This is a genomic window from Bacillus sp. SDLI1 (assembly GCF_001553895.1).
GTDB classification, from domain to species: Bacteria; Bacillota; Bacilli; order Bacillales; family Bacillaceae; genus Bacillus; species Bacillus siamensis.
On sequence record NZ_CP013950.1, the window covers coordinates 558690 to 581105 of the forward strand.

Annotated in this window: 27 protein-coding genes; all 27 read right to left on the bottom strand. The window is 45.5% G+C overall.

Translation table 11 applies throughout. From position 1 onward, the window contains the following. Positions 1–119: 119 nt before the first annotated feature. The 27 genes from tsf to fliJ all read right to left on the bottom strand — a co-directional run bounded on the left by tsf (position 120) and on the right by fliJ (position 22413). A complete protein-coding gene (gene tsf / locus AUL54_RS02370; RefSeq protein WP_003154214.1) occupies positions 120–1001 on the bottom strand; it encodes a translation elongation factor Ts in 882 nt (293 codons plus the stop codon). A 99-nt stretch (positions 1002–1100) separates the two neighbouring features. Then, positions 1101–1841, bottom strand: a complete 741-nt coding sequence (rpsB, locus tag AUL54_RS02375) for a 30S ribosomal protein S2 (RefSeq protein WP_016936099.1) — start codon at positions 1839–1841, stop codon at positions 1101–1103. A 144-nt stretch (positions 1842–1985) separates the two neighbouring features. Then, positions 1986–2462 carry a DUF6115 domain-containing protein gene (locus AUL54_RS02380; RefSeq protein WP_060962779.1) on the bottom strand — a complete coding sequence of 159 codons (477 nt, stop codon included), beginning with the start codon at positions 2460–2462 and terminating at the stop codon, positions 1986–1988. 27 nt (positions 2463–2489) lie between these two features. Beyond that, positions 2490–3254, bottom strand: a complete 765-nt coding sequence (sigD, locus tag AUL54_RS02385) for an RNA polymerase sigma-28 factor SigD (RefSeq protein WP_003154217.1) — start codon at positions 3252–3254, stop codon at positions 2490–2492. 26 nt (positions 3255–3280) lie between these two features. Beyond that, a complete protein-coding gene (cheD, locus tag AUL54_RS02390; protein ID WP_060962780.1) occupies positions 3281–3781 on the bottom strand; it encodes a chemoreceptor glutamine deamidase CheD in 501 nt (166 codons plus the stop codon). Beyond that, on the bottom strand, positions 3778–4407 hold the full coding sequence (gene cheC / locus AUL54_RS02395; protein ID WP_014417781.1) for a CheY-P phosphatase CheC: 630 nt from the start codon (positions 4405–4407) through the stop codon (positions 3778–3780). Before cheC ends, cheD begins: the two co-directional genes overlap by 4 nt. A gap of 15 nt (positions 4408–4422) precedes the next feature. Next, complete coding sequence (gene cheW / locus AUL54_RS02400) at positions 4423–4896, bottom strand: chemotaxis protein CheW (RefSeq protein WP_016936103.1); 474 nt, start codon at positions 4894–4896, stop codon at positions 4423–4425. A gap of 22 nt (positions 4897–4918) precedes the next feature. Next, positions 4919–6937: a chemotaxis protein CheA gene (gene cheA, locus AUL54_RS02405; protein ID WP_060962781.1), complete on the bottom strand. Its 2019-nt coding sequence runs from the start codon at positions 6935–6937 to the stop codon at positions 4919–4921. Between the two features lie 5 nt (positions 6938–6942). Further along, positions 6943–8010: a protein-glutamate methylesterase/protein-glutamine glutaminase gene (locus tag AUL54_RS02410; protein WP_060962782.1), complete on the bottom strand. Its 1068-nt coding sequence runs from the start codon at positions 8008–8010 to the stop codon at positions 6943–6945. Then, positions 8007–8900: a MinD/ParA family protein gene (locus AUL54_RS02415; protein WP_060962783.1), complete on the bottom strand. Its 894-nt coding sequence runs from the start codon at positions 8898–8900 to the stop codon at positions 8007–8009. The genes AUL54_RS02410 and AUL54_RS02415 overlap by 4 nt, the downstream gene beginning before the upstream one ends. Then, a complete protein-coding gene (gene flhF / locus AUL54_RS02420; protein ID WP_060962784.1) occupies positions 8897–9988 on the bottom strand; it encodes a flagellar biosynthesis GTPase FlhF in 1092 nt (363 codons plus the stop codon). Before flhF ends, AUL54_RS02415 begins: the two co-directional genes overlap by 4 nt. Continuing rightward, on the bottom strand, positions 9988–12021 hold the full coding sequence (gene flhA, locus AUL54_RS02425) for a flagellar biosynthesis protein FlhA (RefSeq protein WP_060962785.1): 2034 nt from the start codon (positions 12019–12021) through the stop codon (positions 9988–9990). The genes flhF and flhA overlap by 1 nt, the downstream gene beginning before the upstream one ends. A 33-nt stretch (positions 12022–12054) precedes the next feature. Further along, on the bottom strand, positions 12055–13134 hold the full coding sequence (gene flhB, locus AUL54_RS02430) for a flagellar biosynthesis protein FlhB (RefSeq protein WP_060962786.1): 1080 nt from the start codon (positions 13132–13134) through the stop codon (positions 12055–12057). After that, entirely contained in the window at positions 13134–13913 is a 780-nt protein-coding gene (fliR, locus tag AUL54_RS02435; RefSeq protein WP_016936110.1) for a flagellar biosynthetic protein FliR, read from the bottom strand. Before fliR ends, flhB begins: the two co-directional genes overlap by 1 nt. 6 nt (positions 13914–13919) lie before the next feature. Beyond that, entirely contained in the window at positions 13920–14189 is a 270-nt protein-coding gene (fliQ, locus tag AUL54_RS02440; RefSeq protein ID WP_013352270.1) for a flagellar biosynthesis protein FliQ, read from the bottom strand. A 14-nt stretch (positions 14190–14203) separates the two neighbouring features. Beyond that, positions 14204–14869 (bottom strand): flagellar type III secretion system pore protein FliP, encoded by a 666-nt coding sequence (fliP, locus tag AUL54_RS02445; RefSeq protein WP_016936111.1) that lies wholly within the window; start codon positions 14867–14869, stop codon positions 14204–14206. Beyond that, the gene (fliZ, locus tag AUL54_RS02450) at positions 14862–15515 is read right to left on the bottom strand and encodes a flagella biosynthesis regulatory protein FliZ (RefSeq protein ID WP_060962787.1); all 654 of its coding nucleotides are present in this window, start codon (positions 15513–15515) and stop codon (positions 14862–14864) included. The genes fliP and fliZ overlap by 8 nt, the downstream gene beginning before the upstream one ends. Positions 15516–15529: 14 nt before the next feature. Then, positions 15530–15892, bottom strand: a complete 363-nt coding sequence (cheY, locus tag AUL54_RS02455) for a chemotaxis protein CheY (protein ID WP_003154238.1) — start codon at positions 15890–15892, stop codon at positions 15530–15532. Positions 15893–15918: 26 nt separating this feature from the next. Next, complete coding sequence (fliY, locus tag AUL54_RS02460) at positions 15919–17055, bottom strand: flagellar motor switch phosphatase FliY (protein WP_060962788.1); 1137 nt, start codon at positions 17053–17055, stop codon at positions 15919–15921. Continuing rightward, entirely contained in the window at positions 17045–18043 is a 999-nt protein-coding gene (fliM, locus tag AUL54_RS02465; protein ID WP_047475000.1) for a flagellar motor switch protein FliM, read from the bottom strand. The genes fliY and fliM overlap by 11 nt, the downstream gene beginning before the upstream one ends. A 33-nt stretch (positions 18044–18076) precedes the next feature. Next, positions 18077–18496 (bottom strand): flagellar basal body-associated protein FliL, encoded by a 420-nt coding sequence (fliL, locus tag AUL54_RS02470; RefSeq protein ID WP_016936115.1) that lies wholly within the window; start codon positions 18494–18496, stop codon positions 18077–18079. Then, positions 18493–18708: a swarming motility protein SwrD gene (locus tag AUL54_RS02475; protein WP_003154243.1), complete on the bottom strand. Its 216-nt coding sequence runs from the start codon at positions 18706–18708 to the stop codon at positions 18493–18495. The genes fliL and AUL54_RS02475 overlap by 4 nt, the downstream gene beginning before the upstream one ends. A gap of 39 nt (positions 18709–18747) precedes the next feature. Beyond that, entirely contained in the window at positions 18748–19524 is a 777-nt protein-coding gene (gene flgG, locus AUL54_RS02480; protein ID WP_016936116.1) for a flagellar basal body rod protein FlgG, read from the bottom strand. A gap of 25 nt (positions 19525–19549) precedes the next feature. Beyond that, on the bottom strand, positions 19550–19981 hold the full coding sequence (gene flgD / locus AUL54_RS02485; protein ID WP_060962789.1) for a flagellar hook assembly protein FlgD: 432 nt from the start codon (positions 19979–19981) through the stop codon (positions 19550–19552). After that, the gene (locus tag AUL54_RS02490) at positions 19982–21325 is read right to left on the bottom strand and encodes a flagellar hook-length control protein FliK (RefSeq protein ID WP_060962790.1); all 1344 of its coding nucleotides are present in this window, start codon (positions 21323–21325) and stop codon (positions 19982–19984) included. It abuts the gene before it with no gap. Between the two features lie 6 nt (positions 21326–21331). Continuing rightward, positions 21332–21958 (bottom strand): MotE family protein, encoded by a 627-nt coding sequence (locus tag AUL54_RS02495; protein WP_060962791.1) that lies wholly within the window; start codon positions 21956–21958, stop codon positions 21332–21334. 11 nt (positions 21959–21969) lie between these two features. Next, positions 21970–22413, bottom strand: coding sequence for a flagellar export protein FliJ (gene fliJ / locus AUL54_RS02500; RefSeq protein WP_016936120.1), 444 nt, complete (start codon positions 22411–22413; stop codon positions 21970–21972). Positions 22414–22416 lie beyond the last annotated feature (3 nt).

The window sequence follows — 22416 nt, forward strand, 5'->3', positions numbered from 1 at the left end:
GTTTCCTATTATGCAAGAGAAAAAAAAGTTTGTAAATATAGTTTTAAAAATAGGGAACACAAGTAGTGTCCCCTATACTGCCTGAAAAGCCGCGAAAGATTCGCCGAGGCTTTCCGCCATTATTTTTTCACTTGGTTCATAACTTCTTCAGCAAAGTTTTCTTGGCGTTTTTCAATACCTTCTCCAACTTCGTAGCGGACGTAAGTTTTAACAGATGCGTTTTTCGCAGCGACAACTTGTTTCACTTTTTCGTCTGGGTTTTTAACGAAAGCTTGGTCTAATAAGCAAATTTCTTCGAAGAATTTGTTCAGACGGCCTTCAACCATTTTAGCTACGATGTTTTCCGGTTTGCCTTCTTGAAGAGCTTGCTGAGTCAGGATCTGACGCTCGTGGTTAGCTTCTTCTTCAGACACTTGGTCGCGTGAAATGTAACGAGGGTTTACCGCTGCAACATGCATGGCGATGTCTTTTGCAAGATCTTCGTCAGTTGTTCCGCTAAGAACAGATAATACGCCGATGCGGCCACCCATGTGAAGGTAAGCACCGAACGCTTCGCTGTCTTCTTTTGTAAGAACAGCAAAACGGCGAAGAGTGATTTTCTCTCCGATTTTAGCAACGTTGCTTGTGATGTATTCTTCAACAGTAGAACCGTTTTCCATCTTTTGTCCCATTGCTTCTTCAAGGTCAGCAGGAGCGTTTGCAAGAAGATGGTCAGCAAGCGTGTTCAGAAGCTCTTTGAAGCCTTCGTTTTTCGCAACGAAGTCAGTTTCAGAGTTTACTTCTAAGATAACGCCTTTGTTGCCGTCAGTTTTAATAAGAGTAGAACCTTCAGCAGCGATACGGTCAGCTTTTTTAGCTGCTTTCGCAATTCCTTTTTCTCTCAGAAGGTCGATTGCTTTGTCCATATCTCCGTCAGTTTCAGTCAACGCTTTTTTACAGTCCATCATACCAGCGCCTGTTTTTTGACGCAGTTCTTTTACCTGCTGTGCAGTAATAGCCATTTAAATTCCTCCTTATATGTGTAAACAAGATATGTATAGATACATTTTTCTTGAAAAAAGGTGATAAAAGGCAGTCCCTCTTATCACCTTTTGATTAGGTTACGCAGTTGTCGTTTCTGTTTCAGGTGCAGTCTCTTCAGCAGCTTCCGCTTCTTCTTCGCCTTGCTTCGCTTCTAAGATTGCATCTGCCATTTTAGAAGTAAGAAGTTTGACAGCGCGGATTGCGTCATCGTTTGCAGGGATTACGACATCAATTTCATCAGGATCACAGTTTGTATCTACGATTCCGATGATAGGAATGTTCAATTTGCGAGCTTCCGCAACAGCGATGCGCTCTTTGCGAGGATCGATGATGAATAATGCATCAGGAAGATCCTTCATGTCTTTAATTCCGCCGAGGAATTTTTCAAGACGCTCTAATTCTTTTTTCAATTGAACAACTTCTTTTTTCGGAAGCACTTCAAACGTACCGTTTTCTTGCATTTTTTCAATGTCTTTCAGACGCTTAATGCGTTTTTGGATTGTTTCAAAGTTTGTTAATGTACCGCCCAACCAGCGTTGGTTGACAAAGTACATGCCAGAGCGCTGAGCTTCTTCTTTAACAGAATCTTGAGCTTGTTTTTTTGTTCCGACGAAAAGAATTTTTCCGCCTTCAGCAGCAAGATTTTTCGTGAAGTTGTAAGCTTCCTCTACTTTTTTGACTGTTTTTTGAAGGTCAATGATGTAGATTCCGTTACGCTCCGTGAAAATGTAACGCTTCATTTTTGGGTTCCAGCGGCGTGTTTGGTGGCCGAAGTGAACACCAGCTTCAAGCAATTGCTTCATAGAAATGACTGACATGTTATTTCCTCCTAATATAATGGTTTTTTTTCCTCCGCTTAAGTCATTTTTGTACAGAACTGCCGCCTGCAGCACCCTCTGCATAAATCGTTAAGCGTGTGTATTTAACACCAAGACATAATATAACACAGCTTTATGCGACAATCAAGAATCCTTTACAGCTTTGCCGCGAAATTTTAAAAACAGCTCGATTTCTGTCTTTCCGCTCTTCATCCGTTTGGCAATTTCCGCGGGAGTGAGCCCCTGTTCATATAATTCTGAAACGCGTTCTTCAAACGAATGCGCGCCGCTGTTTTCCTCACTTTCGGCCTGTTCCGTTGCACTGATGAGCTTTTCCATGTGATCCGGAATATCAAGCTCTTTTTGCGGTTTGACGGGCCGGGATTCCGCGTCTTCTGCGTCCGGCGCTTGATCAGCCCGGTTTTTGGCATCTTCGAGTCTTTCATTTTCTTCTTTTAACTCAAGCAGAAACGCAGCAAGGGTGTTTTCCGTCTCTTCAAGAATCTTCTTCTGCTGACGCTCCGTCTCCTTGAGGGCTGAAAACCTCGTGTACAGAATAATGACGGCATAAAGCAGTATGCCGTGAAGCACAAAGCTTAAAAGCCATAATAGTGTTGACATGTTTTTCACTCGCTAACCATGAGTTCATTATTGAATTACTTTTTCAAGCAGATGCTTTAATTTAAACAGCGCCTTTGAATGAATCTGCGAAATCCGGGAAGTCGAAAGGTTCAGGACTTGTCCGATTTCAGTCAGAGTCAGTTCTTCTTTATAAAATAAGCTGACGACAAGCTGTTCTTTTTCAGAGAGCTCGTGAATTTTGCCTGCAAGCTGGGCGATCAGCTCGTCCTTCATGATTTTTTCTTCCGGCGGCACATTTTTGTCATCTCTGATCATCACTTGAATATTCTCACCGTCATCCTGGTCGTGAAGCTTTTCATCAATTGATAAGAGATTGGCAAAAAACCCTTCATTCATCGTTGATACTACGTCTTGCTCCGTCATCCCCAGTTCTTCTGCGATCTCTGAAGGCGTCACATTCCGAAGGTAGCGCTGTTCAAGTTTTTCGATCGCCGCTTCGACTTTTTTTGTCTTCTCCCGTGAAGTTCTGGGCAGCCAATCTTCTTTACGCAGCCCGTCGATGATTGCACCGCGAATTCTAAACGAGGCATAGGTATCAAATTTTAAATCCCGGCCGGGGTCAAATTTTTCTAGGGCATCATATAAACCAAGCATACCAAGGCTCATTAGATCGTCTTTATGCACCGACTTCGGCAGTCCGACGGAAATTCTGCCGACATGATATGTGACCAGCGGCATGTAACGGCGCATTAAATCATCACCGGCTTTAGGATCTTTCCACTCTTTCCAGCGCGACCAAAGCACCTGATCTTCATAATTCAAGGATTGCATTGTTATCCCCCTACCTCATACCTTAATTAAATCGTTGTTTCACCTTGTTTAACAGTGCGGATGTGCAGCATGCAGGACTTTGGCTCAAATTCAATCGTCCGGCCGCTTGAGCCGCCGGTATCTTCACTGATGACCGGAATGTTATACAATGAAAGCTGTTCTTTAATGGCCGCTACGTTCCTTGGGCCGATTTTCATCAGATCGTTTGTCATTTTAAACTTAAACATCTCCGCTCCCCCTGCGAGCTTTGCCTTCAGGGCAAACTTGCGGCATCCGGCTTTCAAAAGCATGTCAATCGTCGTCTTTACGGCGGTGTCCGCATATTTTGCGCGGTTCAGTTCCGCTGTTTTCGATAAACCGGAGTCCGGCAGCATCACGTGAACGAGTCCCGCCGTTTGTTTGTCTTTATCGTATAAAACCAGTCCCACGCATGAACCGAGTCCCGAAGTCCGGATTTTATCCGGATAACGCGCGATTTGAACATCCGCGATCCCCACTTTAATGACTGCGGCTTCCGCACGGCTCATAAAGCCGCACCCAATGAGACGAAGAGCTTTTCAAAAGAATCATAGTCCGGGAGCATAAACATATGGGCTTTGAGCTCCTGCCTGCTGCCTTGGTCAAAAATAGAAGTATCCACGACAATGGCATGTTCCCCGACTTGGCTGAGCTCCATGAGTCCTTCACTGATAACCGCACCGAACATATCCAGTGAGATTTCCGGCACACTCGGATAAATCTCAAGCTTCGTCAAATCAGCCAATGCCGTTAAATAGGAACCTGCTAAAATATTGCCGAACTCATGTAAAGCAGAAGAACTCAAATGATCTTCACCCAACTGGTCAATGTCAAAATCCGGATTTCCGATCAGTTCTCTGATAAACTGTTCCGCTTGATCAAAAGGCATGATGAGAAAGATAGACCCGGTCATGTCGCCTTCCATTCTTAAAAAGATACTGGCGACCGGTGTTTCGGCACCTCCGAAAAAATCAGCGAGCTCATCAAATGTCAACAAAGTCGCAAATGGCACTTCCATATCTATCTTTCTGTTCAGCAGCTGAGCCATGGCAGAGGCTGAGTGACCCGCCCCGATATTTCCGACTTCCCGCAAAATATCCATCTGCTCTTCTTTGATCGCTTCAAACTTACTCATGTTGTCTTATCCCCTTTAAGCATTCGGCTCTCCGGATGCAGATGCAGAAGCACCTTTATCCAGCACCGCATGCGCATCAATAATATTGAGGAGCCTGTTATCTTGCTTGACGATCTGTTTAATCCACACATCCGCTTCCTTTGTCTGGCTTTCGGGCGCGGATTCAATTTCATTTTCATGCACGGTGATGACATCATTAGCCTCATCCACAACCCACCCGACATCGGCGTCGCGGTAAGAAATAATGATAATCCGCGTCTCTTCTGTGATGTCCTGTTCAGGCTGGTTCAGACGTTTTCTTAAATCAAGAACCGGCGTAATCACCCCGCGCAGATTGATAACACCGCGGATATAAGGTTCCACACCCGGGACTCTCGTCGGTTTTTGCCACTTTTCAATTGATTTCACCTGGGAAACTGAGATAGCGTATTCTTTCCCGTTTATCATAAACACAATCATTTTTTCACCTGTTTTGATTTCAGCAGTCATAAGGGCACCTCCTCGTGTCGTTTTAGTAGATCAGCGCATTACAATCAATAATCAGCGCCACTTCTCCGTTTCCGAGAATCGTAGCGCCGGAAATCGCAAAGACGTTCGTTAAATAGTCTCCGAGTGATTTCAGTACGACTTCCTGCTGGCCGATAAAAGAGTCCACGACAAAAGCGGTAGATTTATCGCCCTTTTTCACGACGATCACATGGAACTGATCCGCATCCTGTTTTGAATCCGTAATGCCGAATTCTTTTTTCAGGTAGACAATCGGAACAATCTGTCCTCTGAAATCAATCACTTCTCTGTCATGCGTCTGCAGGATATCTTTCTTTTCAATCACAGCCGTCTCTATAATAGAAGAGATCGGTATCGCAAACGTCTCTTCTTCAAGTTTAATGAGAAGGACGGATATAATTGAAAGTGTCAGCGGAAGCTGAATACTGAAAAGAGAACCCTGGCCTTCCGCGGATTTGACACTGACCGAACCGCCGAGTGATTCAAGTTTGTTTTTCACAACGTCCAGGCCGACACCACGGCCTGAAATATCAGAAATTTGATCGGCAGTCGAGAAGCCCGGAGCAAAAATAAGCTCGTAAATCTCATTATCTTCAAGCGTTTCGGCATCACGTTCGGTGATGACATTCCGTTCGAGCGCTTTTTCGAGAATTTTCTTTCTGTTCAGGCCGGCCCCGTCATCTTCAACCTCAATAAAGACGTGGTTGCCGCTGTGATATGCTTTAAGCACGACATGGCCTGATTCCGGTTTTCCTTTATTCACCCGCACTTCAGGCGCTTCGATGCCGTGATCGATGCTGTTTCTGATTAAATGGACAAGCGGATCGCCGATTTCATCAATCACCGTGCGGTCAAGCTCTGTTTCAGCGCCGATGATGGACAATTCAATTTTCTTATTTAATTCCTTTTGAAGCTGGCGGATCATTCTCGGGAAACGGTTAAAGACGGTTTCTACCGGAACCATCCGCATATTCAGAATAATAGATTGAAGGTCTCCTGAGATTCTGGTCAGGCGTTCGACGGTTTCAGTCAATTCATTGTGATCTAGCTCTTTGGCGATCTGCTCAAGACGTCCGCGGTCAATGACAAGCTCTTCAAAAAGGTTCATTGAAGAATCCAGTCTTTCAATGTTGACACGAATCGTTTTCGAGCCGCTGTGATGCTTCGGCTGTTCTTCCGTTTTCGCTTGCGGGTTCGGCTGCTTGTCAGTCTTTTTAACCGGAACGTCCTTCACCGGTTCAGCTGCTTGCGGTTTTTCGGCCGTTTTTAACGGCGCGCCGACAGAAATTTCGACGTTCTCCACTTCTGAAATGCCGCTGATGAGGTCTTTAATTTCCTCAGCAGGCTGCTTTGTCAAGAAGCACACCTGAAAATCCGTTCCGAAATCTTCCGTCTCAAGCACTTCCGCGGCGGGTATCGTTTTTGCGACTTCCCCCGCTTCATTCAGCTTTTCAAATATCATGTACACGCGCACAGCTTTGAGCATGCAGTTTTCATTCAGGGAAATCGTTATTTCATAGCGGCTGAATCCTTGCTCTTCTGCCTCTTCGATGACAGTCCGTTCGAACTCATCATAATTCCATTCAGCTGAAGCCTGTTTCGTTGAAGCCGGCGGTTCTGCTGTTTCAGCTGAAGCGGCAGTCTCATGCACCGCGTTTACATCGAGTTTTGCGCTCACTTCTGAAATATCACGTTTGCCGTCTCCTCCGTCAATAATGGACTGCACCATCTCTTCAAGATGATCCAGCGCTTCAAACAGCACATCCAGCCAATCTGATGTGACCGGCATCTCTCCGTTGCGGATGGCGTCCAGCACATTTTCCATCAAGTGAGTTAAATGCGCCAGATCAGTATATCCCATCGTTGCGCTCATGCCTTTCAGCGTATGGGCAGCTCTGAAGATGTCATGCACAATCTGAAGGTCTGACGGATCTTTTTCCAACAGCAGCAGCTTTTCGTTACATGTCTGTAAGTGCTCTTTACTTTCATCAATAAAGACATCTAAATATTGATTCATATCCAATTGATTCACACCCTCTCTTTTTTCACACATCCGGTGATGGATGCCGCGATTTCTTCCACATGTTTAATTTCATGAATGAGGCCCGCTTTTATCGCTGACTTCGGCATCCCGAACACAACACAGGATTCGTCGGATTCCGCAATCGTTTTAACGCCGCCTGTTCTGAGCATTTCTTTTACGCCCTCGGTTCCGTCGCTGCCCATGCCGGTCATAATGACGGCTACCTTTTCATAATCGGACAATCGGCTTGCCGAACGAAACAAATAATCGGCCGACGGTTTATGCCGGCTTTCCGTATCATGAACGTCAAGAATGATACGGAGCCTTCCGCCTTCCTCGGCAACCGTCATATTTTTTCCGCCGGGCGCGATGTACACCCATCCGTCTTTAGCCTCTTCACCGTTTTCCGCTTCCTTCACTTGAATATCTGACAAATGGTTCAGCCTGTCTGCAAGTGAAGCGGTAAAGCCTTCAGGCATGTGCTGCACGACAAATACAGGCGCCTGTAAATCCTTCGGCAGCTTCGGAATCACCTTTTGCAAAGCCCGCGGTCCGCCTGTAGAGGTCGCAATGAATACGGCCTGCTTAGCAGATTTTGCTTTCGGCCTCTCAAATCCCACAGCAGCCGGACGTTCCGGGGTGAGGGGCTCTTTCACCGCCGGCTCAGTTTCTTTTGCGAGGGACAGTCCCGCGGCAATCACCCTTTCAATCAGCTGTTCTTTAATTTTATAAAGATCAAGTGATATCGCTCCGGAAGGCTTGGTGATAAAATCAAAGGCACCCATTTCCAGACAGTTGATCGTTCGGTCTTTTCCTTGCTGCGTCTGACTTGATACCATGATTACGGGAAGTTTGTATGTGCTGATGATTTTCCGCAATGTATCCGTTCCGTTCATGACCGGCATTTCAATATCAAGCGTGACAACATCCGGCTTGAGAAGCTCTATTTTTTTCAGCGCCTCTTCTCCGTTTCTGGCTGTCCCGATGACTTCTATCTGCACTTCCGCAGCCAGAAAATCGGTAATCATTTTTCTCATAAAAGCTGAGTCATCAACGACAAGCACACGAATCACTGTAAAGTCCTCCTCATTAAAAAAGAAGATAATCTCTCAATAAATGCCGGTTTCTCTTCTCTTGGTTTGTTTTCTTCCGTTTGAAACAAGACATCCGTCAGAAGACGGACGGACTTGCTGGCTTTTGCTTGAGGACTTTTTATTAAAAAAGGCACCTGGTCAATGACAGCTTGACTTACCAGCGGATCATCCGGGATGGAGCCGGCGAAACGCACCTCCGCGCCTAAAAACGTGTGAATCGCGTAAGAAAGACGGCTGTACGTGTCCAGCGCCTGTTTTTGGGTCCGAGCGCGATTGACGGCAATGTTTACGGTCAGCCGCTCATCCGCGAGGGTAAGATGTTTGATCGCGCTGTAGGCATCCATAATTGCCGTCGGCTCAGGCGTTGTCACGGCGAGAATATCTTCTGCCGATAAAATAAACGGCAGCTGTTCTTTTGAAAGTCCCGCTCCCATATCAAACAGAACGTAATCAAAATCGCTTAATACAGCGGAAAGACCATTCATAAATGCTGACCACTTCTCTCTGTCAGCTTGATAAATCGCCTCAAGCCCCGTTCCTCCGGATATGTAGTGAAGGCCTTTCGGACCGGAGGACAGTGATTGAGCCAACGCGTACCGATTCTCCATCACATCAATAATAGTGCGTGCAGATGCCGCACCGATCAGCACATCAATGTTGCCCATCCCGATGTCAAGATCAATGATGAGTGCTTTTTTTCCTTTTTCCTGCAGGGCAACGGCCATGTTTAATGTTAAATTAGATTTTCCGACACCGCCTTTGCCGCTGATGACGGCTAATGTCTTCGCTTTTTTTTCATACAGCTCCGGCTTGGCCATTTGCCGCTGTCTCATTTTTCTTCTTAATGACTCTGCCTGATCGGGTTTCATGTCAAAAGCATCCTGACAAATTGTTCTGGTGAAGCCGACAGGATGTCTTCAGGCACATCTTGTCCATTTGTCAAATAGGCGGCCCCGATTCTCGATTCAGAAAGCACTTGAAACACGGAGCCGAGTGAGGCGGTTTCATCCGTTTTCGTAAAAATGAATTGATTGACCGGCACACCGGAAAATTGTTTCAGCACCTGTTTCATATCTTCATATTTTGCAGATGAAGATAATACGAGAAAGGATTGTAAGCCTGCTTCAAACGGAATCATCTCTTGTAATTCCGTAATATACTGCTCTTCTTTAAAGTTTCTTCCGGCTGTATCAATGAAAACATGGTCATATTCAGCGAATTTTTCCTGCGCCTTCAGACAGTCTTCTTTTGAATAACATACTTCAAGAGGAGCCTGAAGCAGCTCCGCATATGTCTTCAGCTGTTCGACTGCGGCAATCCGGTAAGTATCCGTCGTCATAAATGCAATTTTTTTGTGCTCTGTCAGCGTTGATGCGGCTGCAAGTTTTGCAAGTGTGGTCGTTTTGCCGGCCCCGGTTGAACCGAAAAGCACGACGTATTTTGATTGAATCCCTTCCTGCCACCTGTCTGCTGAGGGGAGTTTTTCCACTAACAAATCCTGCAATTTCGGGCTGACATTGTCTTCAGTTAAATCACCGGTGGCAATCGAAGAACGAAGCAATTCACTCAAAACGGCGTTTTGCGTGTAATCAGGAAGACCTGCTTGCTTCAGTAGTCTCTCGGCTTTTTTTATTGGTTCGGGGAGCACTTCTTTATAACGCACCAGATCACCGGATGCAGCATGATCCTGAAGACGCGGCGGCTGAACAGGCTCGGCTTTTTTCGCCGTTTCCGTCTTTTTCATGTCTTCATCGGCAGCCGGCGGCGTTTTTCTCGTTTCTCTGACGTCACGATCTAAAACAGCGACCACTTCAACAGCCGGCTGTGACCGCAGCCCAAGCCATTTTCGCTTCTTTACTTGTTTGGAATGTAAAATGACGGCATCGTTGCCGAGTTCCTTTTTAATTTGCTTCGCGGCATCCTGCATTGAAGCGGCTGTAAATTTTTTTATTTTCATTAAATATCCACCACTCCAATGCTCTGTACTTCAACGTTTGCTTCCAGCTCATTATAAGAAAGAACCGGAAGATCAGGGAAATAGCGTTCTAACAGCTGTTTTACATACATTCTGACAGCAGGCGAACAGAGAAGAATCGCCGTCTCCTGCCGGATAGAAAGCTGCTCGGCCTCTTTAGCGACAGAACGGATGATACTATCTGAAACCTCAGGATCAAGCGACAAGTAATTGCCCTGTTCAGTCTGCTGCACGCCGTCTGCAATTGCTTTTTCGACCCGGCCTGAGCATGTGATGACCTTCAGCGTTTCATGGTCTCTCGCATATTGGGCCGTGATTTGTTTGGCGAGCGACTGTCTCGCGTATTCCGTCAAAAGATCTGAATCGGTCGTTAATCTTCCGTAATCGGCAAGTGTTTCAAAAATGGTCACCAAGTTTCTGATTGAAACTTTTTCTCTCAGCAATTTAGCAAGCACCTTTTGAATATCGCCGACAGAAAGAGGATTTGGCGTGACTTCCTCAACAAGCACAGGATAATTTTCCTTCAGATGATCGATCAGCTGCTTTGTTTCCTGTCTGCCGACCAGTTCATGGGCATGCTGCTTAATTTTTTCCGTAATATGCGTAGATACGACTGACGCCGGATCAACAACTGTATACCCCAGCATGTCCGCTTCATCTTTTGCAGCTTCGCTGATCCATTTTGCGGGAAGCCCGAATGACGGTTCAATCGTTTCAATTCCTTCAATCACGTCATCTTCAGGCGTCGGTGACATCGCTAAGTAATGATCAAGCAGGAGCTCTCCTTTAGCGACTTCATTGCCTTTAATTTTCAATCTGTATTCATTCGGCTGAAGCGCGATATTATCCCTGATGCGCACAACCGGAATGACAAGCCCTAATTCAAGCGCCAGCTGTCGTCTGATCATGACGATGCGGTCAAGAAGATCACCGCCCTGCCCCGCGTCTGCGAGCGGCACCAGTCCGTATCCGAACTCAAATTCAATCGGATCAATATGTAAAAGCTGCACAACGCTTTCCGGGCTTTTCAGTTCATCCGCCTGAGCCTCTTCTTCAAGAATTTCTTCCTCTTCTTCGCTCGGCTTATCCGTTTTGGACAGCTTATAAGCGCCGAATGCAAGCAGACCGGCAATCGGCCCCGTCAGCAGAATGCCGATCGGCGTGAGAAGACCAAGCAAAAGAACAGTTCCTGCGGCTACATATAAGAGCTTCGGATAAGCGAACAGCTGGCCTGTAATATCATGACCGAGGTTCCCTTCAGATGCCGCTCTCGTCACGACAATCCCCGTAGCCGTTGAAATAAGCAAAGCCGGCATTTGAGAAACGATACCGTCACCGACCGTCAGCATTGTAAAGTGAGAAGCAGCTTCTTGTATGCTCATCCCCTGCTGCAGCATGCCGATTACGATCCCGAAAATAATATTGATCATCACGATGATGATACCCGCGATCGCATCCCCTTTGACAAATTTGCTCGCACCGTCCATCGCGCCGTAAAAATCCGCTTCCCGGGCGACTTTTTCACGTCTGTGTTTCGCGTCCTGCTCCGTAATCATGCCGGCGTTTAAATCGGCGTCAATACTCATTTGTTTTCCGGGCATCGCATCGAGCGTAAATCTCGCCGCCACTTCCGATACCCGCTCGGCGCCTTTTGTAATGACGATAAACTGAATAATAATCAAGATAATGAAGACAACAAGCCCTACCAGCACATTTCCGCCGACAACGAAATTCCCGAATGTCTCAACAACCTTTCCCCCTTCTCCGTGAGAAAGAATCGAACGAGTCGTCGACACATTGAGCGCAAGCCGAAACAGCGTCAATAACAGCAGCAATGACGGGAATATCGAAAATTGCAGCGGTTCTTGCATATTCATTGTGGTGAGAAGCACGATCAACGCAAGAGAGATATTAATGATGATCAATATACTTAACAACCATGGAGGGAATGGAATCACCAGCATTGCCACAATGAGGACAACACTTATTAAAACCGATAAATCTCTTGTTGACATGCTGTTTTTCTCTCCTTTTGAATCTGAAATTCACTATACTTTTTGTTTTGTTTTATAGACATAAGCCAAAATTTCCGCAATGACTTTGAAAAACTCTTCCGGCACGGCCTGGTCGATGTCAACCTGATCATATAACGCACGCGCGAGCGGCCTGTTTTCAATCGTCATGACCTCATGTTCTTTGGCGATCTGCCTGATTTTTAATGCGAGATGATCGACCCCTTTGGCAACAATGTAAGGGGCATCCATTTTCTTTTCATCATATTTTAGAGCGATCGCATAGTGGGTCGGGTTGGTAATGATGACATCAGCTTTCGGCACTTCCTGCATCATTCGCCTCATCGCCATTTCCCGCTGCTTCTGCTTAATTTTGGACTTGATAATCGGGTCGCCCTCCGATTTTTTGTATTCATCTTTTATATCCTGCTTTGACATTCTGATGTTTTTCTCATAGTCAAAACGCTGATATAAGTAATCGAGCCCGGCCAGCAGCATTAAAGCCCCTGAACCCGCAAGCCCCATCCAAAGAGTGAGCTTAGATACGAATGTGAGCACTTCCGCAGGCGTTAAAAGCGGAAGACGGAGAATATCGCCATAATGCAGCCAGAGCACCATAAAGGCGGCAAAACCGACTACGGCAATCTTCAAAATCGATTTAACCAGTTCAACAATCGCCCTCATGCTGTATATCCGCTTAAATCCTTTCAGCGGGCTGAGCTTGTTCAGGTCAGGTTTGAGAACTTCCGCAGAAAACAGAAAACCCACCTGCATGTAGTTGCTCACGACACCTGCCACAAGCGCGACCAGCATAATCGGCGCAAGGATGAGGCTGATATCTTTCACTGTATCCACAAAAAGCTCATGTACGTTAGACGCTGACAGATCTAATGCTATCGATTTCGTATAAAACGTTTTAATAAAGGACAGCAGCCTGTCCCGCATGTAAGGGCCGAGCGCGATCAGCGAAAGAAAGATAATCAGTAAAGAAACGGCTGTATTCACATCCGTACTTTTCGGGACCTGACCTTTCTTTCTTGTATCTTTTCGTTTTTTCGGGGTGGCTTTCTCCGTTTTTTCACCGGCAAAGAATTGCAGATTCAGTCTGAGTCTCATCACGTCACACCGACCAATGCCAATAAATTTCGCATTGTTTCAACGGTAAGGCTGAAGATATTGCGGACGAGGACAAACATCACCGCCATACAAACGATAAGCATAATAAAACTCACGGCTATTTTAAGAGGAAGCCCGACAACGAAAACGTTCAGCTGCGGCACCGTTCTCGCCACAATGCCAAGCGCCAAATCAACTAAAAACAGACTGGCTACAACCGGCGCAGACATTTGAAAAGCGATAATAAACATGGCATTGAAGCTTTTTGCGATAAAAAGTCCAAAGTGCTCATTTCCAAACGACGGAAATGCCTGATCAAGCGGAATATACTGAAAGCTGTAATAAATCCCGTCCAATAATAGATAATGGGCGTTTACGCTGAGCATAAATAACAGCGCCAGCGTATAAACGAATTGGCCGATCAGCGGGCTTTGCGTTCCTGATTGCGGATCAATGACATTCGCGATGGAAAAACCCATCTGAAAATCAATAAAGGAACCCGCGATCTGAATGGCTGCCAGCATCATGAAAGCAATCAGCCCGAGGCTCAAGCCCACAACGGCCTCTTTTATGACAAGCAGCATATACTGTTCCCCTATGTCAACTGACGGCGCATGTTTCAGCGTACTGAAGCAGATCACCGAAAGAAAGAAAGCAAAACCGATTCGGTGAACCGCCGGCAGATTCCGGTGCCCGAATATCGGCACCGTTACAAAAAAAGCAGAAATTCTAATAAAAACCAATAAAAAAGCGGGAAATAAATCAATGATGGAATTCATTTGATTCTACCCTGCAAATCGGTTCAGATGAGAGAACAGATCAGTTGTAAACGAAAGAATCGTCGACAGCATCCAAGGACCGAAAAAGATCAGTCCGAGCATTACCGCCACGATTTTCGGAATGAACGCAAGCGTCTGTTCCTGGATTTGAGTTGTCGCTTGAAAGATACTGACGAGCAAACCGACGATCAGCGCGATCGCTAGCAGCGGCCCGCAGATCATCAATGTTACGTATACGGCTTTTTCCGCCATGGAAATTACAAATTCTGAACTCACAATTAGCACCTACCCTAAAAGCTGTCAAGCAAAGATTTCACGATTAAATACCATCCATCGACCAAAACGAAAAGCAATATTTTAAAGGGCAGAGAGATCATGACCGGCGGAAGCATCATCATTCCCATTGACATTAAGACGCTCGCCACGACCATATCGATAATTAAAAACGGAATGAAAATCATAAAGCCCATTTGAAAAGCGGTCTTGAGTTCCGAGATCGCATAAGCGGGCACCATCGTCGTCAAAGGAATATCCTGAATCGATTCGGGCTTTTTCATTTTGGCGTAGTTCATAAACAGCGCCAGATCCTTTTGCCTTGTATGCTTGCTCATGTATTCTTTAATCGGCTTCTCGGCTTTTGTATATGCTTCATCGAGACTGATTTTGTTGTTCATCAGCGGCGTTAAGGCATCCTTATTAATCTCTGAAAAAGTCGGAGCCATAATAAAAAACGTCAAGAACAGTGCAAGACCGATTAATACCTGATTCGGAGGCATGTTCTGCGTCGCCAGTGAGGTTCTCACAAAAGACAGGACGATGACGATTCTCGTAAAGCAGGTCATCAAAATCAAAATACCCGGAGCCACTGAAAAGACGGTCAAAAGCAGCAGTAACTTAACAGTAGAACTGACTTCGGTCGGACTGCTTGAATTAAAAAGATTAATAAATTCATTCATGATGATACGGGCCTTTCTTTTTTCCTTCAGAACGGCTTTGTTTCAGCTCGCTCAGCTGTTCTTTCAGCGCTTTTGAAAACGACGGAAGCATCGTTTGCGGCTTTTTTTCTCCATCCTTACGCGGCTTTACGAGTTTGTTCCATTCCACTTTTGAGGACATCGCCTCTTCGTATTGGCTCAGAATCGCCTCGCGCTCTTTTTCATCTTCAATTTCTTTTAAAAGCTGTATCGTCTCGCCGACACCGACCACAAGTACGCTGTTTCCCACTTTAATCAGCTGCACGGAACGGTTTTGGCCGACTGACGTTCCGCCGATATTTTCTACATATTGAAACGGCTTCAGCAGACGGTTTCTTTTATTCATCAGTTTGACAAATCCATAGATCAGCAGAATGACAAATAATAACGCCCCAATCATCTTTACAAAATCAAAAGCGGAGACAGAAGATGCAGAAGCATCCCCTATCTCTTGATCAGCCGTTTGTTTCGATGTATCGTTTTTTTTCTCTGTTTTGTTTGTTGATTGTTTGTCAAACCATTCGTTGACGGTGGAATTATCAGACTCCGCCGCAAAAGCAGGGAACGGATGTACATTGAGTAAAACGAAACAACAAATCAAAGCTAGTAAACCATGACTCTTTTTCAACAGTCGTACACCCTTTAGCTTAATGTTTTATTAATGGCTTCAAGCACGCGGTCCGCTTGGAACGGCTTCACGATAAAGTCTTTTGCGCCGGCTTGAATCGCGTCAATGACCATTGACTGCTGGCCCATTGCCGAACACATGATGATTTTCGCCTGCGGATCGATTTGTTTAATTTCCTTTAATGCGGTAATCCCGTCCATTTCAGGCATTGTAATATCCATTGTCACAAGGTCGGGTGAATGCTCTTTGAATTTTTCGACCGCCTGTGCTCCGTCTGAAGCTTCAGCTACAACGTCAAAACCGTTCTTCACCAAAATATCCTTGATCATCATTCTCATAAATGCTGCATCGTCTACAATTAAAATTCTGTGTGCCATAATCTGTTTCTCTCCTCTATGTTCGCTTATTTTAAATTGTTAAGGCGGTCTGCCTGACTTAAAATGTCAGTAACTCTCACGCCGAAGTTTTCTTCTATGACAACGACCTCGCCTTTTGCTACGATCCGCTGATTGACCAGGATGTCAACGGGTTCACCCGCCAGCTTATCAAGCTCAATTATGCTTCCCGCAGAAAGTTCAAGGATTTCTTTGACGCTTCTCTTCGTTCTGCCGAGCTCGACCGTAACGGAAAGCGGGATATCCATCAGCATATCAAGGTTGTTTCTTGAACCGTGCGCCGCCGCTGCATTTTGATCAAACGCCTGGAATTCCACCGGAGCGACTTGAACGGGAGCAGCTTTTTTAGCGGTTCCCTGTCTCTTCGGAAGCTCGGGTTTTGCCTGCGGTTCCTGCTGAACGGCCGGTTCCTGCTGTGGCGTTTCGTATGTTTCCTGCGGTTCTGACACGGTTTCTGCGGCTTCTGCCACAGGCTGATCTGTATTCATCAGCTCCGCGATCAGATCCTTCGCAAACGTAAGCGGATAAAGCTGCATGATGCTCGAATCGATTAATTCACCGACTTTCAGGCGGAATGAAACTTTTACAAGCAGGTCATCCTCCGGTATTCTGTCCGTCCCTTTTTCTTCCGTCACATCCAGAAGTTCAACCCGCGGCGGAGAAATGTCGATCTTTTTACTGAATACGGTCGACATCGACGTAGCAGCCGAGCCCATCATTTGATTCATTGCTTCCTGCACGGCGCTCAGGTGGATTTCCCCGAGTGACGGATCGGCGCCTTGGCCGTCTCCGCCGATCATCAAATCCGCGATGATGGCTGCGTCGCTTTGTTCTACGACGAGCAAATTGCTGCCGTCAAATCCTTCTGTGTAGTTCACTTCAATGGCAACATACGGATGAGGAAATTCATCACTGATTTTGCTTTTTGAAATGACGGTCACACTCGGTGTCGTAATGTCCACTTTTTGATTTAAAAGAGTGGACAGCGCCGTAGCCGAGCTGCCGAATGAAATATTCCCGATTTCTCCGATCGCATCGCGCTCAAGTTCAGACAAGTTCGCCTTTTGAGGCTGTTCTGTATCCTCTTGACTTCCTGTGCCATTAAGAAGAGCATCGATTTCATCTTGAGATAATCTATTGTTCATCTTGTTCACCTCTTATGTCGTGATCTAAAATTTGCACTGCCTGTCTTCGATTCACCCGGCCGGCCTGCCCTAAAAACTTCGGTTTGTTTCCGACCAATACAGTAAGAGGATCAGTCACTGATTTGTCCAGAGTTATACAGTCCCCGGCTTCCAAACTTAAAAATTCTTCTATTGTCAGTTCAGAAGCTCCCAAGAGAGCTACTACGGGAATTTGTGCCGTCATGATGCGCTTTTCAAGCAACTTTGTTTCTTCGGGCTTCGCTTCATTCCGATCTGATTGCATCCAATAATGTACGGAAAGCTTAGGGATTATCGGCTCAAGCACGACATGGGGAATACAAAGATTAATGACACCGCTGATTTCACCGATCTGCGTATTGAGAGAAATGACCACGACGGTTTCATTTGGCGAAACCATCTGTACAAACTGAGGATTCACTTCAAATTCAGTCATTTCAGGATCAATATCAGCAATGGATTGCCAAGCTTCTTTGTAGTTGCCCAGTGCATTTTCAAATAAATTAGAAATAATGTTCGTTTCTATTTCCGTAAGATTGTCAGCTTTGTTATGGGTGATGCCGATGCCTCCCATGACGCGGTCAAGCATGGCGTATGCGATGGTGGGATTAACCTCCATCATGATCCTGCCTTCCATCGGATGAACATCGAACAAATTCAGGATCGTCATGTTCGGTATGGAGCGGATAAATTCTTCATACGGCACCTGGTCAACTGAGCTGACAGATATATGGATATACGTTCTGAGCTTGGCGGAAAAGTGTGTTGTGAGAAGCCTCGCAAAGTTATCATGTATCCGGGTTAAACTCCGTATCTGATCTTTCGAAAACCTGAGCGCCCGTTTAAAATCATATACTTTTACTTTTTTCTCTTTAACTTCCTTTTTCAGCTCTTCCGCATCCGCCTCACCCGTCGAAATGGCTGAAAGCAGTGCGTCTATTTCATTTTGAGAGAGAACTTCTCCTGACATTTTCTTCACCTCCGTATTCTGTCAAATTTGTTTTTATTGCAGATTAAAGGAGGTAATGTACACTTTCTGAACTTTTCCTTCTTGGAGATAGCTGTTTACTTTTTCTTTTAAGGATTGTTTAAACGCTTCTCTTCCTTTATCTCCCTCAATCTCTCCGGCGCTTGTATCGGCTAAAATGGAAATGATGTTGTCTTTCACCTGAAAATCGCGTTTTTCTAGTTCTTCCTTCGCTTTTTCCGAGTCGGTTTCAAGCTTGATGCCGATGCGGATGATGCTGTCGGACTTTAAGTTCGTCGTGATATCATCGACAGACACAGTAGCTGCAACGACTTCATCGATTGTAGGCTTTTTGTCTTTGTCTGAATGTCCGCTGACGACAAAATATGCTGCCGTTCCGAGGCCGGCAACGACAATTAAAATAATCAGCATAATAATGACTAATTTTTTTTTCATTCTTCTTCCTCTATTCCCTGATCCAGTGAAAATATTTGTATGCTATGGTAAAACGAAATGACTTTTTTAAGAACTGCTTCTTCCGGTTCTTTCACTACGAACTTTTTGCCGTTGGACAGCGTAATCGTCGTGTCGGGGAAGCACTCAATCTGTTCGATAAACAGCGCGTTCAGCGTAAAAGGCTGGCCGTTTAAACGGGTGACTTGAATCATTCAATTCGGAGAAGCGGCCTTACCGCCTCCCCTCCCTCCTTACCGTTTCAGATTAACCAGCTCCTGAAGGATTTCATCTGAAGTCGTAATGATTTTTGAGTTTGATTGGAAACCGCGCTGAGCAACGATCATTTCGGTAAATTCATCTGTCAGATCAACGTTTGACATTTCAAGATAGCCTGCCAAAAGCTTACCTGAGCCGTTTTCGCCCGGAGCGGTGACAGCACTCGCAGCTCCTGAACTTAATGATTGTCTGTAAAGGTTTCCTCCGATTTTTTCCAGACCGGCGCTGTTAGGGAACGTGACCAGACCGATTTGTCCGGCATCATGAACCGCATCGCCTGCATCAGTGTATGTAACGGTTCCGTCTGCACCGATACTGTAATCTTTCGCGTCAGTCGGAATATTGATTTTGCCCCCGCCGATTTTTTCAAGGTAGTAGCCGTCAGTCGTAACAAGGTTGCCTTTATTGTCCTTCCCAAAATTCCCCGCACGTGTGTAAACGATTCCCGCACCTGTATTAATCTGAAAGTAGCCGTCTCCGTCAATGGCTAGGTCGGTTTTATTCTGTGTAGCCTGCGGGGCGCCGGTTGAATGAACGACATCAATGGAAGAAGTCGCGGCACCCAAGCCGATTTGTTTTGAATTGGTCACGTTTGAACCGCCGGCGACTGTCTGGCTGATCAAATCTTTAAACGTAACGCGGCTTTTCTTAAATCCCACTGTGTTGACGTTGGCGATGTTATTGCCGATTACATCTAGTTTTGTCTGAAAGTTTTTCATGCCGCTGATACCGGAATATAATGAACGTAACATGTTAAATTCCCCCTGGGTTTTCTTTTTATTTAGATGTTTCGCTGACGGCCGTGACATTCCACGGACTGACCTCTTTGCCATTTTCAAGCACGAGCACGTAATTGCCGTTTGAATGCTTGACTGAATTGACTGGGCTTGTCTGATCCTTCCCGTCGCTGTCGCTGAATGTGACATTTTTGCCGATCCAGTTCACATACATCGTAAACGGATCTTGATTTGCTACAAATTTAGTCATCGTCGTATTCATATTCATCATTTGCTCCAATGAAGAAAATGTTGCCATCTGGCTGATGAATTCTTTGTCATCAACCGGATTGAGCGGATCCTGGTTCTGAACCTGCGTCATTAAGATCTTTAGAAATTCGTCTTTCCCTAAATTCGTGCTGCTGTTTACGGCGGCGGTGCTCTTCGTATTAGAAGCGCCCGCTGCGGCATAATCCGAGTTTACAGAAGTCAACTATTCTTCCTCCATTTCATTGAGAGAAAGCTCCTCCAGCATATCTCCGAAATCACCAGACTGCTGCTGGTTTTTCTGCTCTCTCTGTCCCTGCTGCTGCTGTTTATTGTGATCGGCTGTCTGACCGTAAACCGGCTGCTGATCCCCGCTTTGAAGCGGGACGGTAAAACGGTCGATTTGGACCGACATATTCGGAAGCGACTGTTTCAGCTGAGGAAGATGCTGTTCCAGCAGCTCTTTCGCAGACTGGCTTGATGCGATTATTTTGCTTTGAAACATCCCGTTTTCGTTTGTCACCTTAATCGTGACAAAACCGAGGTTCTCAGGATTAAGACGAATCGTAAAGCTTCCGGTCGTTTTCCCGAAAGGCGTGTATTTCATCTGTTTCCAGCCGCTGATGACCTGGTCTGTTAACGGTTTATTTTCTGCCGGCGGCTGTTCGGCTCCTGCGGACGCTTGCTGAATGCCGGCAAGACTTCTCGTTCCCGAAAACAGTATATGCTCGGACAATTTGCTGTCAGATGCTTTCACTTGAGAAATCGTGCCGCTGTTTTGCTGTTCCGTTTTCCCGGCTGACTCTTGGGATGATTCAGATGATTGAGATAACACAAAAGCTTTCAGCTCAGTTTCAGCCATATTCCATTCCTTTGTTCCTTTTTGAGAAAGGCCCGCAAGCTGCTCAGCGACGCTTTGAAAGCTCTTCAGCTCAGCGGTAGACATAGAATAAAGCTTAGATGCAGATTCATTTTTCGGAAATAGCGTCTGCCGCAGGTCTTGAATCACGCGGTCCGGTACGCCTTGTTTTTTCAACGCCGCTAATAAACGGTCACCTTCCTGATAAACCGCCTTTGCCTGTGCGCTGTCCGGCTGATTCTCTTGGTGCGCAAATAGCTGGGCTGCGGCTTCTTGAATGAAAAGGAGGCCCGTTTCAAGCGCGTCTCGCCCGGAATCCCCGTCATTAGCGGGAGAACCCGGCTCAATCTTTTCAGGCTTCACCCCATGCCGTTTGCCGGCTAACATGTCTTCAACAGATTCAGCAAGCTGCTTCAATAAAGGAAGAGCGGTTTCAGCCGGTTGCTTTCCTTCAAGGGCTTTGACAGCCTCAAGCAGCTGTTTCAGCTGAAGTTCTTTATCTTGCGGGCCGGCTTTCAGCCAATCACCGATTTTCGAGAGAGCATCATTCAGCTCTGCATCACTTGTTTTCGCCTCATCTCCGGGCTTCTGTTGAGAAGTGATTTCCGACAGAAGCCGGTTCTGAAATAGGCCTAAGCTGTTTACATTCATCTTCACATTGCTGTTTTGCGCAGTCTGCGTGCGATTCCCCGTTATTTCAAGCAGCTTCAACTTACATCACTCCTTATTTCCGTCAGCGGATAGTTTTTCTGTATATTTAGCCGCTTGTTCAGGAGTCATTTTCGTCAAGATTTCAGCAAGCTGCTTTTTACTTAGTCCGTTTAAAATATCGAGGGCTTCTTTTTCTTTCAGCTTTACGATAATGCTTGCCGCTTTACCGCTGTCCATACTTTTATAGATGTTGATCATTTTATCTTTTCCCGCTGAACCCGAAGCGTCTTTTTTCGTTTCATCCGTTTTCTGCTGCTGTTCCGTTTTCTGCTGCTGTTCAGCTTCCTGTTTCAATGAACGGATTTTCTGGTTCAGATTGTCGATTTCGGATTTGCTTGTGTCCAAATCTTTATTTAAAATGTTGATTTCACTTTTTTGTTCCTTTATGGTCTTTTCAAGAGAAGCCGTTCGGTCTTCCTTCTGCTTTTCCGCTGCGCTTTTTGTTTCTTTCGTTTCGGGAACCAATTCTTTTAAAACAGGCGTTTTTGCGGCTGTTTCCTGAATCGGCTTCATCACATCTACGCCGGCAGCCCAAAGGACGATGCTTGCAACGATGATCAGAAAAACCAGCGGGATAATGATAAAAAGCAGGATTGAACCGAACTTTCCAGATCCCTTTTCTTTATCGGCCATTTTATTCGCTCCTAATGCCCCTGAATCATAAACTGCTTGATTGAAATATCGTCCATTTCCCTCATTTCTGCAGCTTTGTCTTCAAGAGCAAACATATTAAATTGTTTTTCCCGCATTTTTTCAAATTTCTTTACTTCAATGTTTTTTTCGGTGAGCTGTTCCTGCTTCTCATTCATTTCATTTCGTTTCATAATGACAAGTTTTTGATAATGATAGATGGTGTTCTCAAGATTGGAGACGAATTGCTGATAATGTCTCATTTCCTGAACGCTCATCCCGCATTTCAGCTTTGATTCTTTGTCTTTTTCGAGCGATTCTTTTTTGCTCATATTTTCATATAGTTTTTCAGCCACTGTTTCAAATTCAGAAACCGATTGTCTGTATTCAGACAATGTTTGGTCTTTTTCATTCTCTTTTAATTCCAGCAGCTTTTGAAATCTGAATTGGTACGCCACGAT